The 15,326-nt window shown below is 67.1% G+C and carries 12 protein-coding genes; 5 read left to right on the top strand and 7 right to left on the bottom strand.

The window, feature by feature from the left end; translation table 11 throughout:
• Window positions 1–30: 30 nt before the first annotated feature.
• The 3 genes from GUV69_RS17580 to GUV69_RS17590 form a co-directional block, all read right to left on the bottom strand.
• Window positions 31–1,974 carry a glycoside hydrolase family 32 protein gene (locus tag GUV69_RS17580; RefSeq protein ID WP_164204773.1) on the bottom strand — a complete coding sequence of 648 codons (1,944 nt, stop codon included), beginning with the start codon at window positions 1,972–1,974 and terminating at the stop codon, window positions 31–33.
• 171 nt (window positions 1,975–2,145) lie between these two features.
• Window positions 2,146–3,741, bottom strand: coding sequence for a glycoside hydrolase family 68 protein (locus GUV69_RS17585; RefSeq protein ID WP_164204775.1), 1,596 nt, complete (start codon window positions 3,739–3,741; stop codon window positions 2,146–2,148).
• Between the two features lie 154 nt (window positions 3,742–3,895).
• Complete coding sequence (locus tag GUV69_RS17590; RefSeq protein ID WP_244292768.1) at window positions 3,896–4,789, bottom strand: alpha/beta hydrolase; 894 nt, start codon at window positions 4,787–4,789, stop codon at window positions 3,896–3,898.
• A gap of 287 nt (window positions 4,790–5,076) precedes the next feature.
• Between GUV69_RS17590 and GUV69_RS17595 the strand changes: the two genes are divergently transcribed.
• Both GUV69_RS17595 and GUV69_RS17600 read left to right on the top strand, forming a co-directional pair.
• Window positions 5,077–5,739 carry a GntR family transcriptional regulator gene (locus GUV69_RS17595; protein ID WP_164204777.1) on the top strand — a complete coding sequence of 221 codons (663 nt, stop codon included), beginning with the start codon at window positions 5,077–5,079 and terminating at the stop codon, window positions 5,737–5,739.
• Window positions 5,736–6,914, top strand: a complete 1,179-nt coding sequence (locus GUV69_RS17600) for an MFS transporter (RefSeq protein WP_164204779.1) — start codon at window positions 5,736–5,738, stop codon at window positions 6,912–6,914. Before GUV69_RS17595 ends, GUV69_RS17600 begins: the two co-directional genes overlap by 4 nt.
• Before the next feature lie 5 nt (window positions 6,915–6,919).
• On the opposite strand, the gene GUV69_RS17605 is transcribed toward GUV69_RS17600, so the two are convergent.
• From GUV69_RS17605 to GUV69_RS17615, 3 genes are all read right to left on the bottom strand, one after another.
• Complete coding sequence (locus tag GUV69_RS17605; protein ID WP_164204781.1) at window positions 6,920–8,794, bottom strand: Na+/H+ antiporter; 1,875 nt, start codon at window positions 8,792–8,794, stop codon at window positions 6,920–6,922.
• 67 nt (window positions 8,795–8,861) lie between these two features.
• Window positions 8,862–9,563, bottom strand: a complete 702-nt coding sequence (locus tag GUV69_RS17610; protein WP_164206728.1) for an SCO1664 family protein — start codon at window positions 9,561–9,563, stop codon at window positions 8,862–8,864.
• Between the two features lie 43 nt (window positions 9,564–9,606).
• On the bottom strand, window positions 9,607–10,302 hold the full coding sequence (locus GUV69_RS17615; RefSeq protein ID WP_431197133.1) for an MSMEG_4193 family putative phosphomutase: 696 nt from the start codon (window positions 10,300–10,302) through the stop codon (window positions 9,607–9,609).
• 86 nt (window positions 10,303–10,388) lie between these two features.
• Here GUV69_RS17615 and GUV69_RS17620 point away from each other — a divergent pair, with 86 nt between their 5' ends.
• Together GUV69_RS17620 and GUV69_RS17625 are read left to right on the top strand one after the other, a co-directional pair.
• A complete protein-coding gene (locus tag GUV69_RS17620; protein ID WP_164204785.1) occupies window positions 10,389–11,777 on the top strand; it encodes a sigma 54-interacting transcriptional regulator in 1,389 nt (462 codons plus the stop codon).
• 35 nt (window positions 11,778–11,812) lie between these two features.
• Complete coding sequence (locus GUV69_RS17625) at window positions 11,813–13,816, top strand: vWA domain-containing protein (RefSeq protein ID WP_164204787.1); 2,004 nt, start codon at window positions 11,813–11,815, stop codon at window positions 13,814–13,816.
• Between the two features lie 37 nt (window positions 13,817–13,853).
• Here GUV69_RS17625 and GUV69_RS17630 read toward each other — a convergent pair whose 3' ends face one another.
• Window positions 13,854–14,246 (bottom strand): VOC family protein, encoded by a 393-nt coding sequence (locus tag GUV69_RS17630; protein ID WP_164204789.1) that lies wholly within the window; start codon window positions 14,244–14,246, stop codon window positions 13,854–13,856.
• A gap of 176 nt (window positions 14,247–14,422) precedes the next feature.
• On the opposite strand from GUV69_RS17630, the gene GUV69_RS17635 reads away from it, so the two are divergent.
• On the top strand, window positions 14,423–15,307 hold the full coding sequence (locus GUV69_RS17635; protein ID WP_164204791.1) for an aminoglycoside phosphotransferase family protein: 885 nt from the start codon (window positions 14,423–14,425) through the stop codon (window positions 15,305–15,307).
• The last annotated feature ends 19 nt before the right edge of the window (window positions 15,308–15,326 follow it).

Below are 15,326 nucleotides of genomic sequence, written 5' to 3' on the forward strand. Positions count from 1 at the left end.
GGCAGGATCCTACGCCCCGGGCAGCCTGCTTCAGCGCGCTGCGGACATGGACGTGGACGTCAGGGATTTGAGGGACAGCGTTCCTTTGTCCGTGGACATGCTGATGGCGTGCCGCTCCGAGCTGGGGAAGACGAGTGAGGTGAGCGTTTGCTCGCCCTCGTTCACGAACACCTCCACTGACGAGTAGTCAACGAAAACGGTCAGCTTCACCACGCCGTCGCTTCCGGGGGCTGACGCGGTCCGCGGTTGGCTGAAGAGCGGGCCCAGGTCCGCGCCGCTTGGCTGTTCCCGGGCCAGGGACACGGTTTGGTCCGGGAAGTTGTAACCGATGGTTGCAAAGGTCCGGCCGTCACTCTCCAACTTCAGCCGCGCCTCTGACCCCTCATGGTTTTCCGGCCGTTCAACCTTTAGTTCCAGCCGGTACGCGCCCCCTTCCGGGGACGGCAGATTCGTGGTGCCGTCGGTGCTGATCTCCACGAAATCCACAGACTCGGTGCGGCCATCCAGCCTGCCCAGGCTCTTAGCGGGAGCGGAGACCAGTGTTGGGCGGTCCTGGACGGTTTTGAGCCTGATGTCCCGTATAAGGGAATCCATGCCGCCGTGCCAGTCCTCAGTAGGGAGTTTGCGGGCGTAGTCCCAGTTGTTCATCCAGCCGATGGCCTGCCTGGACTGCATTCGCTGGCCCTCTGTCAGCCGGGGGTCATCCCAGGTCACCGCTGCATAGAAGTCAGATCCCGCATCCAGCCACTGGTGCCTCCCGTCCTGGGGCGTGAACCCGGTTCCATCCCAGTTTCCGGTCCAGTAGGCAACCCCTGTGGTTCGGCCCTCTGCTGTCCCGTTGGCGCTGGCCGCCAAAACCCAGGTTCTCTTGGCGGGGTCGCCGTCCAGGTCCAGCTGGAAAAAGTCGGGGCACTCCAGGGTTCCCAGTCCGGTCCGCTCGAAGCCGGAAACGTAGTGCCATTGTTTGAGGTCCGGGGAGGTGTACAGGCCGATCTTGTGGCCCTCGGCGAGGAGCATGATCCACTGCTTGTTTGCTGCGTCCCAGACAATTTTTGGGTCCCGCCAATGTTCTGCTCCGGGATTGTCCATCACCGGATTTCCCTCGTAGGAGGCAAAGGTGTACCCGCCGTCCGTTGAGTAGAACAGCGATTGTCGCTGGACCCCCTGGTCCTGCTGGGTGAGCACGGAGATGACAGCCCCGTGCCCAAAGCCGGCGGTGTTCTCGTGATCCACCACGGCACTGCCCGTTTCAATGTCCCCCAGCCCGTTTTTGTATTTCTCGATGGCCACCCCTTCGTCTTTCCAGGTCAGCAGGTCTCCGCTGGTGAGGTGGTACCACTCGGTTCCGTTTCCTTCCGGATAGTCCGAGTTGTACAGGTAGTAGTAATGCCATAGCCCGTTGAGGAAAAACGGCCTCTGCGGATCGTTCATCCAGTGACGTTCCGGGGTGATGTGGAAGTTTGGGCGGTATTTGGACGAGCCCGCGGGCCGGTCGGTTGTTGAACGGGAGTCAGCCGGTTCTTCCGGCAGGCCAATGTCAGACAGCATGTGACGGACAGCCTCGGCGCTGATGCAGCCCGGCCGGGGGGCTCCGCCGGCTGCGGCCGGTACGGTCTCTTCTGCAAGGCTTGAGCGCAGGTAAATTTCGCCGTTCACGCTGGCCGCTGCAACCCAGCCGTCCTCGCAATAGATGCTCCTGAGGTCCGCTGCCCCTTCGGCCGTGATCGGTTGAATGGCAGCCAGGCTGTGGTCACCGCCCGTCAGCCAGTAGGAGGCATACGTGCCGTCGGAATCCTTCGATGCCGTCTGGGCAGCCGCAATGCTCCCAAGGGCCTGTTCTGCCCGGGCTTTGGCATCCGATCCGCTGATCGGAACAACACTGACGAGAAGGGCAATCAGGGCTGCGCTGCAGATCGCCACGGCCCAGATAGTGCGCCGGCTGAGGAGGAGGCGGACATGAGGTTTTTCCGACATGGTGACCAATCAAATAAGTCTGCTTTGCTGACGCGGGTGCTTCACCGGAAACGGGGCGGGGCGCCGTGGGGCGCCCCGCCCCGCACTGTTCAACGTGCTACTGAGCAACTAGCTGCCGGTTGGCTCGGCTGCAGGCTGGATGTTGTGCCTGGTTGGCCTCCGGCGCGCTGGTTATTTGTAGTGTCCCTCGCCGCCGACGCGGACGTTGGTGGGCAGGTAACCGAACGGGCCGAGACCGTTCTGGCCGAAGCTGCGGTCAACGGCCGAGACGCCGTTCCGGAAGTTGATCTTCACCGTGGGGGACAGGGAACCGCCGCGCACGCCGTTGACGTTATCGATGAAGGACTGCACCAGGCCGCCGGGCTGCACATAGTGCGAGTAGGCCTGGAACTGCCGGCCGTTTTGGTTCGGGGTGGGTGCCTCCGGTGATTCGGACGGCAGGTTCAGGTCGGTCGGTGAGGCGAGTGCCAGGCCGCTGTTGTTCATCGGCTGGTAATCGGAACGGACGCCGTCGCCCACGAAGCCGTACACGCCGTCGGGACCGCGCATTCCGGCAGCGTACGTGAACTGGTGGCTGATGGTGAACAGGTAGTACTTGTTCTTGCCGCCTTCATTCTGGATGAAGATCTGGGGACGCTCAGTCTGGTCGTTCACGCAGTTCGCGGAAAGGATGGGCGGCAGGAAGGACCACTTGGTGAGGTCCTTGTTGTCCGCCACGGCCAGGCCGACGTTCGCGGTCTGGTAGTAGGCGCCGCTGCTGTTGACCTCGTCAACGGACTCGGCGTTGGCATCGCCGGGGCGGTACCCGAGGTCCTCGGGCTTGCATTCGTACTCGCCGCGGGTTCCGCCGGTGTTTCCCTCGAAGACCATGAAGGTCTTGCCGGGGTGGGCCGGGTCAGCAAACGTGTAGGGATCGCGGAACGCGAAGCCGGGGTTCTGTTCCTTGGTCTGGTACATCGCGCCGTCCGGTTCCAGCAGCTTAGTGTGCTGGAAACCGTCGAACGTGACGCCGTTCTGGTCGGCGTGGATCTTTCCCAGGGCCTTGGCAATGGCCGCGTCCGGGGCAATCCCGCCGCCGCCGGCGTTCCGCTCAGCCACGTCGTGGAAGGTGGTGGCGGTGTAGAACACGTTGACCTGGTTACCCTGCATGAGCCGGGTGGAGCCGGACCACTCGGTGTTCCCGATGGAAGCGCCGTCCGCGAAGACGTGGCCGCCGTAGTTCCACTTGTCCTTGGCCGGGTCTGCATTGGTCTTGCGGAAGAAGTAGCCGATGCGGGCGTTCCAGTGCCGCTGGTCGAAACCGTAGCCGGCGTTGCGGTCCGCGACGAGGGAGAAGACGACGTCCCAGCCCTTGTAGCTGATCTGGTTGGCGTTCTCGTCCGTCAGCGACCAGGTGTCCCAGACCCAGACGTCATCGTTCATGGCGGGGAAGTCCTCGGGGATCTCCGGCATGGTGACATCAGGGCTCATGGAGTTCTGGCCCGGGGCCACGGTGGAATCGCTCTGCGCCATGATCTGCTTGGCATCCGCGCGGGTCCACTTTGACGTGAAGTCCGACGCCGGATGGTGGGCCTGCTGCGTGTGCTCGGTGGGGAGGGGGAATCCCGGGGTGGGCGCCGGCATCTGCTCGACGGCCGGCGGGTCGGCGGGCTCGTTGGCCCGTGCGGACGGTACCGCCAGGAATGCCGAAGCCGCAATGGCGACGGCAAGGGCCGCGGCGGCCGGGCGCCACAGCAGCATGGGGTGTGATTGGGGGTGCTTGTGCATAGTGCTCTTCTCGCGGAGGTGAAACTGTTCGTGGAAGACGGGCGGGTGCCCACATCCCGTTACTCCGGCGCCCCGATTACGCAGGCGTCATCAGGGACACCATTGTTTGGGGGATACCGCCGCAGCAGCGACGGTTGTGGCGAGAGACTCGAGGTCATCTGGCTTTTCCACCGTAGGGGCGTTCAGGGACCGCGCACAAACACGTTTCGGCGGCCGCGCCGCGCTGATTCGAGACCATGCGTAAGCGCTTGCATTTCATTGGCGCGCGCGTACTGGAACCGGCCGCCCGAGTCAATTGTTTCGTCCCCCTTCCGAGGCTTGACCGCGTCCGGTCCCCTCGTGTGAGAAGGCTCTCAGGGTGGTGTTCGGTGTGGATCGATTCATCCACCCCCGCGCGCGTCACCTTCCTGCTGTGGCCCCGTTCACCTGCGCAGCAAGTACTTGGCCACACCTTCCGGGTTTGCCAGGGCGAGGAGGTGGCCGCCGGGCACAACGTCGGGCTCGATGCCGAGGCGTTCACGGGCCACCCGGCGCTGGAAGTCCAGGGGAAAGAGCAGGTCCCCTCCCCGGAAAGTACGCGTGTAGGGATACCGGGCCACGCCGTGAGGGTGCACACCGATTCGAAGACTGCGTTGGCTTCAGGCCGCTGATGCGGATCCCCTTCAGCGGCGATTTCCGGGGGAACGTCGTGCAGGAAGTAGGTGTCCGCGTCGAAGCCGGTGCTGTAGCCCTGGGCCTTCGCTGCGCTTTGCTGCGCCTCAGCCCATCCGGTGTTGTCCCACCATGCGCCCGGCGTCTCGCCCGGCGCGGGGATCATCGCATTCACCAGCACCAGCTCGCCGACGGACGCCTTTTCACACACCAGCGGAGCGGTAAAGGCTCCCAAGGACTGCGCCACGAGCACCACGCCATGGTGCTCACCGATGGCTTCCACGACCAGGCTGGTGTATTCGGCGAGCCCGGCGCTTTCGTCGTCGCCGGGCAGATCGACCGCGACGGCTTGGTGGCCTGCCCCTGCAGCAGAGGAACGACGTGGCTCCAGTACCATGCTGCGCCGCCGGCGCCCGGGATCAGAACGAACGAACTAACCGCAGCGCCGGCCTACCGCCGACGGCGGGACCCCGGTCCCGGACCGGCTGTCGGCATTTGGGCCGGTTTCGTGTCAACGCGGAGCTCATTCCACCATTCTCACCCCGCTCGCCCCGCGACCTTGCCCACATTAGTGCGAATTTCGGTCATGCCGCTCCGCTGTCCGGTTAGGGAGGCCGCCTTCGCGCCGCACTCGCGTACTCATGTATAGATGTATACAAGTATAGTTAACGCGGAGGTCACCACATGGCAGATTCACCGTCCCGGAACACCGGGGCACACGTTGTCTACACGGAACTGAAACGACAGATCCTGAGCCTTGACCTGAAGCCCGGGGCGCGCATCTACGAACCGGCAATGGCTGAAGCGCTGCAGGTGAGCCGCACGCCGCTGCGGGAGGCCATCCGGCGGCTCATTTCCGAGAGTCTCCTGGAGCAGCAGCCCACCGGGGGCGTCCTGGTGCCGGCCTTGGATGAAGCAGTAATTTCCGAACTGTACGAGGTGCGCGCGGCGATGGAATCGCTGATGGCACGGCAGGCGTGCGTGAAGGCGACGGCGGCCGACATCGAAGCGCTCAACGGCATCCTTGAACGCAATGCCGCCATGGTGACGTTTGCCGATGACGCCATGAAACAGGGCATGGCGCTGCACGCGAAGATCGCCGAAATTGCGGGGAACTCGTGGGCCAGGCGGTTCCATGATCAGATCTCCAGCCAGATGGAGCGGTACCGCCACTTCACCAACAGCACGCAGGAGCGGCGGGACCAGGCCCTGGCCCAGCACCGGATCCTGGTGGATGCGTTGGCAGCCGGCAAACCGGAAAAAGCCGGCAAGCTCGCCTTCGACCACGTTATGGGAGCCCGGGACGCGGCGGTGCGTGCCATCACGGGCAGCCTCACCGTCTCATGATTGGTGAACTCGGCCGCCCCTCGGCCACAGCCCTCCTCACGCACTCCGCCCTGATCCAGGCCGTGACCTTCCTGGTCCGTCCTGCCGCCACCTACCGGGCGCTCGAACTGGACGTGCCCGGTTACGCGCTGGGCCTCCTCGCCGCCAGCTACGCCGTCTTTCCCCTGCTGCTCGCCGTCCCCACGGGCGGACTGGTGGACCGCCTGGGTGAGCGTCGGCTGATGGCCATCGGGTCCGCCGTCGTTCTTGCCTGCTCTGCTTTTCTGTTTCTGTGGGGATCGTCCATCGTGGCGCTCATCATCGGAACGGCGTTCCTCGGTGCCGGCCAGCTTGCCTGCGTTGTGGGGCAGCAGGCGGTGGTGGCCAATAACGCCCCCTCGTCCAGGATGGACTCCGCCTTCGGCTACCTGACATTCGCGGCATCGCTGGGGCAGGCCCTGGGGCCGCTGGCAATCTCCTTGGTGGGAGGGGCCTCCGTCCGGCCCGACACCCAGGCGATCTTCTTCCTTGCCGTGTGCATGAGCCTGGTGCTTTTTGTGACCACGTTCGGTGTCTCGGCCAAAGTCAGCGGCGGCAAAAGGAAAGCGGTTACGGGCGACGGCGGGAACGGCAGTGCCGTTTCGCTGCTGAAGACGCCCGGCGTGGCACGTGCCCTGGCCACCAGCGCCACCGTCCTGGCCGTGGTGGACCTGACCATGGTCTACCTCCCCGCCCTCGGCGCCGAACGCGGGCTCACTGCGGCGACAGTGGGCCTGATGCTCACCACCCGCGCCGTGTTTTCCATGGTGTCCCGGCTCCTGCTGGGGCAGATGTCGCGGAAGCTGGGGCGCATGCGGTTGCTGGTGTTCAGCCTCGCCCTGTCCACTGTTGCCCTGTCCGCGGCCGCAATTCCCATGCCGGCATGGCTGCTCTTTGTGGTCATGGCCGTCCTGGGTCTGGGGCTCGGCATCGGCCAGCCCCTCACCATGTCCTGGCTGTCAGCGCAGGCTCCGGCGGGGCAGCGCGGCCGGGCGCTGGCCCTGCGGCTCGCCGGCAACAGGGTAGGCCAGGTTGTGCTGCCCAGCGCCATCGGCGTCGTGGCGGCCGGGCTTGGCGCGGGGGGAGTGTTCCTGGCATCGGCGGTGGTAGTGGGCGGGACGCTCCTGCTGCTCCGCGGTGTGCGGCTGGACGGCTAGACCCCTCACCCGAGCAGGTCATCCTGGTAGCACCACCGCCAGTCCTCGCCCGGTTCAATGCTCCGCATGACGGGGTGCCCGGTCGCTTCGAAGTGCCTGGACGCGTGGGAGCCTGCCGAAGAATCACAACACCCCACGTTGCCGCACCGCAGGCACATTCTCAGGTGCACCGTCGTCGTGCCTTCCCGAATGCAGTCCTCGCAGAAGGCGTCCGGGGGCACGTCCGAGGACCGGGCTGACTCGAGGTGGCCGCACACCCCTCCGGGCCGTGCGATCCCTTCGCCGCCGCCCTCGCCGGACGTGTCCACCTCGTCCAGCGCGACGTCCAGCATGGATTCCTCAACGTCCAGCCGCTCCAGGACGTCGCTGAGGACCTCGTGGGCGTACTCGCCGCCGCGCCGCAGCTCGAGCACCTTGGCCCGCTCCGCTTCCAGCATGGCTAGCCGTAGCCTGGCATAGCGCTCGCTGGGCGTCGCGGTCTCCGCTGACGGCCGGCCCAGCCGTTCCCAGGCAGCCAGTCCGCGCTCCTGGGTGCGCCGTTTGAGCATGGCCACGACCTCCGGCGGATCGTCCTCCGTGCGCAGTTCCTGCAGGCGGGCCACGCCCGCAGCGGTGGCCTGCTGCATCAGCGAAGCCTGGTTCAGCGCGTCCTCGCGCTGGTCCGGGCCCTGCACCCGCAGGACGCGGACCAGCGCCGGAAGGGTGAAGCCCTGCAGCGTCAGCGTGCCGCCCACCACCACCAGGGCAGCGAGGATCAGCACCGAACGGTGTTCGAGATCCGCGGGCAGCACCAGCACAGCGGCCAGGGTGACCACCCCTCGCATCCCGGCCCAGGAGACCACTGCCGCGAACTGCCACGGCGGTGCCGGGTCGTTCCGCCGCACGGCCGGAATCAGCCGGGGCAGGTACGTGGCCGGGAACACCCACACCGGCCGGAGCACCAGGACCGCCAGCAGGATGATGACGCTGCCAGCCCAGATCCTGCCGGCCCCGAGGGAGTCGTCCTGGACGCCGTCGATGATGGTCCGTACCTGGAGCCCGATCAAGAGAAACACTGAGTTCTCCAGCAGGAACTGCACCGTGTTCCAGTTGCTGCGCTGGCTCAGCCGGGCAGCGCCGTTGGGCATGGATGGCGCCTTGGTGCCCATCACCAGGCCGGTTACGACCACGGCGAGGACGCCCGAGGCGTGGATCGCTTCGGCCGGCAGGTACGCGACAAACGGGGCCACCAGCGACGTTGACGTGTTAATGGCGACATTCCGGATCCGCTTCCGCAGCGCGGTCAGCACGTAGGCCGCTGCCATGCCCACCACCAGTCCGCCGCCCACAGCGAGCAGGAAGTCCCCGGCGATCTCCGCTGCGGACACCGAACCTGCGATGGCCGCAATGGCAGCCCGGAGACAGATCAGCGCGGTGGCGTCGTTGACCAGGGACTCACCCTCAAGGATGGTGACAATCCTGCGCGGCATCTCCACCTTCCGGGCGATGGCCGTCGCAGCCACCGCATCGGGCGGCGCCAGGACGGCACCCAGGGCGATTGCGGCGGCCAGCGGGATCTCCGGGAACAGCAACCAGACCACAAAGCCCACGGTGATGGTTCCGAAGATGACGTAGCCCACCGAGAGTAACCCGATGGCGCGGCGGTTCGAGCCGAAATCGAACAGGGAAGTCCGGAGCGCGGCGGCGTACAGCAGGGGAGGCAGCAGGCCCACGAGGACCAGTTCCGGGGTCAGCTCAATGCGCGGAACGAACGGGAGGAAGGACCCGGCAACGCCGGCCAGCACCAGCAGCAACGGAACGGAAATGTTAAGTTTCCGGCCAAGGGCGCTGCCGGCGCAGACCACCGCGACGAGAACCAGAAGTCCCAGGGCGATTTCCATTGGGCCATTGTCTCAGGGCGTCCGAAAAGGCGAACGGCTTTACCCCAAAGAATGCTAAAAGGACGCGCTAAACGAGCGGCCACGGGTACCGCATGCCGGTGCGGTCAACCGGCAGCACGCCGGAGCTGAGCAGGCGCTGGACGCGGCGCTCCAGGGCGGTGACCTCGCCGGCGTCGAGCAGTTCCGCCACCTCTGGAGGCGTGGCTTCCGCCAGGGGCGCGATGTCCTCAAGCATGGCAGCGGGGATGGGATGGCCGGCAAAATCCCAGATCACGGTGCGCAGTTTGAAGCTGGCCGAGAAGCACAGCCCATGGTCGATGCCCCACACCCGGCCGTCGTCGCCGCGGAGCACGTGCCCGCTTTTACGGTCGGTGTTGTTGGCGACGTAGTCGAACAGGGCGATCCGGGCCAGGTCGGGGTGAGTCTCGGGTGCATCCTCGTAGAGCGTGAAGTAATGCTCCTGGAAGTCGCACTCGATGAACCACTGCAGCGACCCTACCCCCAGCGGCGCTTCCTCCCGGATCACCGTCGGCGGCACCAGGCCCCATCCCAGCGCCTCGCTCAGCAGGTACGCTGCGCGTTCGCGCCGGTAGAGGCCGGGCTCGAAATCGGACAGCGGGCGTTCCCCGGCTTCCGGCTTGTAGACCGCATACCCGGAGTCCTCCGCGCAGGAGACCTCGGCGAGGAACGTCTCGTTGCTGCTGCGCGGGATCCGTCCCACCAGCTCAACTCTGCCCTCGGAGAGCAGCGTCAGCTCCCGGCCGGTCACCGCCTGCCCCGTCCCGCCGTCCGTCCCGCCGGGCGTCCCCACGTCACGGCCCCCTCAGCCCGCTGAGCGGTTCCGACGTCGAATTCACCATCAGCACGGCCGGCGCCTGACCCTCCACAAAGGAGATGGCCGACACCGAACCCGGGCTGATGACGATCCGCTGGAAAAGGTCCAGGGGTGTGCCCAGCGCGTGGGCCACGGCCGCCTTGATGGGATCGGCGTGGGAGAAACACACCACCACGCCCCCGGCATGGGCCGTGCGCAGTGCCTCCAGCGATCCGACGATCCGGTCCTGCATTTCGGTGAAGCTCTCGCCGTTCGGGAATCGGAAGGTGGAGGGGCTGTGCTGGACCGTTTTCCACTCCGGCAGCCCGGCAACGTCCGCCAGGGCAGCCCCGGTCCAGTCGCCGAAATCGCATTCGAGCAGACCGTCGTCGCGCTTCACATCCAGTCCGGCACGGACGGCCGTTGGCTCCGCCGTCTCCCGCGCGCGCTCCAGCGGCGAGGAATACACGGCCTCGACCGCCACATCCGCGAGACGTTCCGCGACCCGTTCAGCCTGCGCGCGGCCGCCGTCGGACAGGTGGAGTCCCGGCGCACGCCCCGGCAGTACCTTGCCCGTGGTCGGTGTCACCCCATGGCGCACCAATAGGAGCAAGGTGCCCGACGGCGGCGCCGGCAGTGGTGCCGGCGGTGAGGGCTCCGATGAAGGTTCAGGCGTTGCTGCAGTCATCAGGATCAAGCGTAAGACGCACCGGAGGCAAGCGAGCAGGAATCTCGGCAAATCCCTCGATTCCCCGCCCGATGGAGGTCTACCGTAGAGGGGTGAGTGATCGTCCCGATATCTTCACTGTTGGTGAACTGCGTGCCTCCGGCCACGCGCACAAGGACCTGCGCCGCGAAATCCGTGACAACCTGCTCGCCGCGCTCTCCGCAGGCCGGGACCCCTGGCCCGGGATGTACGGCTTCAGCCGGACCGTCCTGCCGCAGCTCGAGCGCGCCCTGCTCGCCGGCCACGACGTCGTGCTCCTCGGCGAACGCGGGCAGGGCAAAACCCGCCTCCTACGCACCCTGGCCGGGCTGCTGGACGAATGGTCGCCGGTGATCGAAGATTCGGAACTCAACGAACACCCCTATGAACCCATCACGGAGCAGTCCCGGGCCCGCGCCCTCACCGAGGGGGACCGGCTGCGGGTGGCGTGGCGCCACCGCTCCGAACGGTACGTCGAAAAGCTCGCGACGCCGGACACCTCCGTCGCCGACCTGATCGGCGACATCGACCCGATGCGGGTGGCCGAGGGCCGCCGGCTCGGTGACCCGGAAACCATCCACTACGGCCTGGTCCCGCGCTCCAACCGCGGAATCATCGCCATCAACGAACTGCCCGACCTCGCCGAGCGCATCCAGGTCTCGATGCTCAACGTGATGGAGGAACGCGACATCCAGATCCGCGGCTACGTGCTGCGGCTGCCGCTGGACGTCCTGGTGGTGGCGTCAGCCAACCCGGAGGACTACACCAACCGCGGCCGGATCATCACGCCGCTGCGGGACCGCTTCGGCGCCGAGATCCGCACGCACTACCCCATAGAGCTCGACGACGAGGTGGCCGTCATCCGGCAGGAAGGGCAGCTGGTGGCCGGCGTCCCGCCCGTCATCCTCGAGATCCTGGCCCGCTACACCCGGGCGCTGCGGCAGTCCCCGGCCATCAACCAGACCTCCGGGGTGTCCGCCCGGTTCGCGATCGCAGGCGCCGAAACCGTTGCCGCGGCAGCCCTGCGCCGCGCCAGCGTGCGGGGGGAGGACGAGGCCGTGGCCCGGATCATCGACCTCGAAGCCGCCGTGGAAGTCCTTGCCGGCAAAATTGAGTTCGAATCCGGCGAGGAAGGCCGCGAGCAGGACATCCTCGAGCATCTCCTGCGCATGGCCACCGCAGAAGCCGTGCGCGCGCACTTCCACGGCATCGACATGGGCCAGTTGGTGGCCGCGCTCGACGGTCACACCACGGTGACCACCGGCGAACTGGTCACCGCGCGGGAGTTCCTGGAGAACCTCCCGTCCCTCAACGGCTCCCGCCTCTACGACGAAATCAGTGAACGCCTCGGCGCGACGAACGACGGTCAGCGGGCCGCCGCCGTCGAACTCGCGCTGGAAGGCCTCTACCTCGCCCGCCGGATCGCCAAGGAGTCCGACGACGAGGCAACGGTTTACGGGTAGCGCTTGCCGTACGGACGCTGAGGGCAGGAGGGCCCATGAGCATTCACAACCGGTCCAGGTACAGCCGGTACCGCGGGGGCCCTGATCCGCTCGCCCCGCCGGTGGACCTGGCGGAGGCCCTTGACGCCGTGGCCGAGGACGTCATGGCCGGTTACTCGCCGCGGCACGCCCTCCAGGAGTTCCTGCGCCGCGGCGGCCGCAGCCGGGAAGGCCTGGACGACCTCGCCGGCCGCGTCCAGCAGCGGCGCAAGGACCTGCTGGGCCGGCACAAACTCGACGGCACCCTCAATGAAGTCCAGAAACTGCTGGAGACCGCGGTGCTGGAGGAGCGCAAACAGCTGGCCCGCGACGCCATGATGGACAACACCGACCGCGCATTCCGGGAGATGCAGCTGCAGAACCTGCCCCGGTCCACGGCAGCAGCGGTCAACGAACTGGCCACCTATGACTGGCAGTCGTCGACAGCCCGCGAGGCGTATGAGCGGATCAAGGACCTGCTGGGCCGCGAGGTCCTGGACCAGCGGTTCGCCGGCATGAAGCAGGCGCTGGAGAACGCCACCGATGAGGACCGCGCGGCCGTCAACGAGATGCTGCAGGACCTCAACGGACTGCTCGACAAGCACCGGCGCGGCGAGGATACGGACGCGGATTTCCAGAACTTCATGGCAAAGCACGGACAGTACTTCCCCGAGAATCCGCAGTCCGTCGAGGAACTGATCGACGCCCTCGCCCAGCGCGCGGCCGCCGCCCAGCGGATGCTGCAGTCCATGTCCCGGGAGCAGCGGGAGGAGCTGATGAACCTCTCGGCCCAGGCGTTCGGCTCGCCACAGCTTATGGCCCAGCTCGGCCAGCTCGACGATAACCTGCGGGCCCTGCGCCCCGGCGAGGACTGGACCGGCTCCGAACGCTTCGAGGGGGAGGAAGGGCTCGGCTTGGGCGACGGCACCGGCGTGCTGCAGGACCTCGCCGAGCTGGACGAGCTCGCCGAGCAGCTCTCGCAGTCCTACAACGGGTCGAGCCTGGACGACCTGGACCTGGACGCCCTGGCCCGCCAGCTCGGGCAGGATGCCGCGGTGACCGCACGCACCCTCGCGGAAATCGAGAAGGCAATGCACGACGGCGGGTTCCTCCACCGCGGGGCGGACGGGGACCTCCGGCTGTCACCGCAGTCCATGCGGCGGCTTGGGCGGGCACTGCTGCGGGACACGGCGAAGCAACTGTCCAGCCGGCAGGGACGCCGGGACACGCGTGTTGCCGGTGCAGCGGGCGAGCAGACCGGCTCGAGCCGCCCGTGGGAGTTCGGGGATGCCGAGCCGTGGGATGTCACACGGACCATCACCAACGCCATCCGCCGCACCATTGCCGACGGCGGCGTCCCGGGCAGCGGACTGCGCCTCGCCCCGGAGGACATCGAGGTGGCGGAAACTGAGGCACGCACCCAGGCCGCCGTGGTCCTGCTCGTGGATGTCTCGTTCTCGATGGCCGCCCAGGGCCGCTGGGTGCCGATGAAACGCACAGCGCTCGCCCTGCACCATCTCATTTCCACCCGCTTCCGCGGCGACCGGCTGCAGCTGATCACGTTCGGCCGCTACGCGCAGACCACGGACATCGGCGAGCTCACCGCCTTGCCGCCCTTCCAGACCAAGGGAACCAATCTGCACCACGGTCTACTGCTGGCCGGCCGGTTTTTCCGCAAACACCCGTCCATGCAGCCTGTCCTCCTGGTGGTGACCGACGGCGAACCCACCGCGCACCTGCTGGCCGGCGGCGAAACCTGGTTCGACTACCCGCCGGACCCCGAGACCATCCGGCTCACCGTGGCCGAGCTGGACCGCCTGGGGCGGGCCGGCACTCAGGTCACGTTCTTCCGGCTGGGCGATGACCCCGGCCTGGAACGGTTTGTCCAGAAGATGGTCCGCCGGGTGGACGGGCGGGTGGTGGCACCCGACGTCGGGGACCTGGGGGCTGCCGTCGTGGGGGAGTACCTTCGTGCCCACTTCCGCGGCCGGCCCTACGGCGACGCCGACTGGGCCAAATAGGTGCGGTCCCTGTTCTAACTGCCTGCGGGGCCGGGGTTCAACTGCCTCCGGGCTGGAACAGCTCCACGACGTTGCCGGACGGGTCTTCCAGCAGGATCTGCCGGCCGCCAGGCCCTGTGACAATGTTGTTGCGGAAGCTGAGGCCGGCGGCGCGCAGGCGGTCAACCTCGGCGTCGATGTCCGCCACGATGAGGTGGATGCGGTTCCACCCTCCCGGCCCCGGTGTGGCTCCGTCCGGCATCGGCCGGCCCGCGGAGCTGGTGGGCCCGCTCAGCAGAAGCCGCAGCTGGCCGCGTGCGACGTCCGCAAAGGCCGGCGCAGCGCTCATCCTGAGGGTGAATCCGAGGTGCTTCGTGTAGAAGTCGATGGATGCGTCAACGTCATCAACCATGTACCGGACACTGACCATCTCCGCATCATTGGTGGGCATTTAGGGGTCCCTTCGTGGTTGGTTGGTTCCCGGATCAGGTCGCCTAGCAACTGTTATAGCCCCAGGACCGCAGGCAGCCTAGAGGCGGCCGGGAACCTGAACTATATTCGGACAACGGAAGGACAGGATTGGTGCAGTAAGCCGACTGTTGCCGTTGAGAGGAGGCGGGTCTCTGGATGGCGGAAATGCCCCCTGCGACGCTGGAAGTGAACGACGCAGTCGTCAGGTGCCTTCTCCGGGACCAGCGGCCCGACCTCGTAAACCGGCCTCTGACCCTGGTTGCGAACGGGTGGGACAACGCGACCTTCCGGCTGGGCGGGGACCTCGCCGTCCGGCTGCCGCGCAGGGCGGAGGCCGTTCCGCTGATTCTGCATGAGCAGGCTTACGTCCCCGGCATTGCCCGCCGCTCCCCGGTGGCGGTTCCTGTGCCCGTCCATGCCGGCCAGCCGACGTCGGACTTTCCGTGGCCGTGGAGCATCGTACGGTGGGTCACCGGAACGGCCGCGGCCGACGTCGGCGCCGCAGACCGCGGGCCGGCCGCTGACGGCCTGGCGGACTTCCTCCTCTCCCTCCATGTGCCAGCCGGACCTGGCGTCCCGGTGAATCCGTTCCGCGGCGTGCCGCTGACGGACCGTGACACGGCGGTGGTGGAACGGCTCCGCGACCGCGGACGCTATCCGCAGGCATCAGCGCTCGCCGCGGTGTGGGCCGAAGCCTGTGCTGTTGCAGCTTGGGCTGGTCCGCCGATGATGCTCCACGGCGACCTTCACCCGGGCAATGTCCTGCTGACGGACAACGGATCGCTGGCCGGCGTCATCGATTTCGGCGACGTGGGGGCCGGGGACCCGGCCGTCGATCTTGCGGTGGGATGGCTGATGTTCGACGCCGGCGCCCGCCGCCGCTTCCAGGCCGCCCTTGGCGCCATCGTGGACAGCGATACCTGGGTGAGGGCCCTGGGCTGGGCGCTTGTCCTGGCCACCGCGATGGTGAGTAACTCCGACGACAACCCGCGGATGTTCGCCGTGGGCGGGTTCGGAATCAGGCAGGTCCTCGAAGGGTGATCAAACGCAGACGCAACCG

The sequence above is a fragment of the [Micrococcus luteus] ATCC 49442 genome (assembly GCF_010367585.1).
Taxonomy (GTDB): Bacteria; Actinomycetota; Actinomycetes; order Actinomycetales; family Micrococcaceae; genus Arthrobacter; species Arthrobacter luteus_A.

What these genes read in the sequence shown, in the direction of transcription:
- GUV69_RS17580 (WP_164204773.1), bottom strand. Translation starts at nt 1,974, where the DNA reads ATGTCGGAAAAACCTCATGTCCGCCTCCTCCTCAGCCGGCGCACTATC.
- GUV69_RS17585 (WP_164204775.1), bottom strand. Translation starts at nt 3,741, where the DNA reads ATGCACAAGCACCCCCAATCACACCCCATGCTGCTGTGGCGCCCGGCC.
- GUV69_RS17590 (WP_244292768.1), bottom strand. Translation starts at nt 4,789, where the DNA reads ATGGTACTGGAGCCACGTCGTTCCTCTGCTGCAGGGGCAGGCCACCAA.
- GUV69_RS17595 (WP_164204777.1), top strand. Translation starts at nt 5,077, where the DNA reads ATGGCAGATTCACCGTCCCGGAACACCGGGGCACACGTTGTCTACACG.
- GUV69_RS17600 (WP_164204779.1), top strand. Translation starts at nt 5,736, where the DNA reads ATGATTGGTGAACTCGGCCGCCCCTCGGCCACAGCCCTCCTCACGCAC.
- GUV69_RS17605 (WP_164204781.1), bottom strand. Translation starts at nt 8,794, where the DNA reads ATGGAAATCGCCCTGGGACTTCTGGTTCTCGTCGCGGTGGTCTGCGCC.
- GUV69_RS17625 (WP_164204787.1), top strand. Translation starts at nt 11,813, where the DNA reads ATGAGCATTCACAACCGGTCCAGGTACAGCCGGTACCGCGGGGGCCCT.
- GUV69_RS17630 (WP_164204789.1), bottom strand. Translation starts at nt 14,246, where the DNA reads ATGCCCACCAATGATGCGGAGATGGTCAGTGTCCGGTACATGGTTGAT.
- GUV69_RS17635 (WP_164204791.1), top strand. Translation starts at nt 14,423, where the DNA reads ATGGCGGAAATGCCCCCTGCGACGCTGGAAGTGAACGACGCAGTCGTC.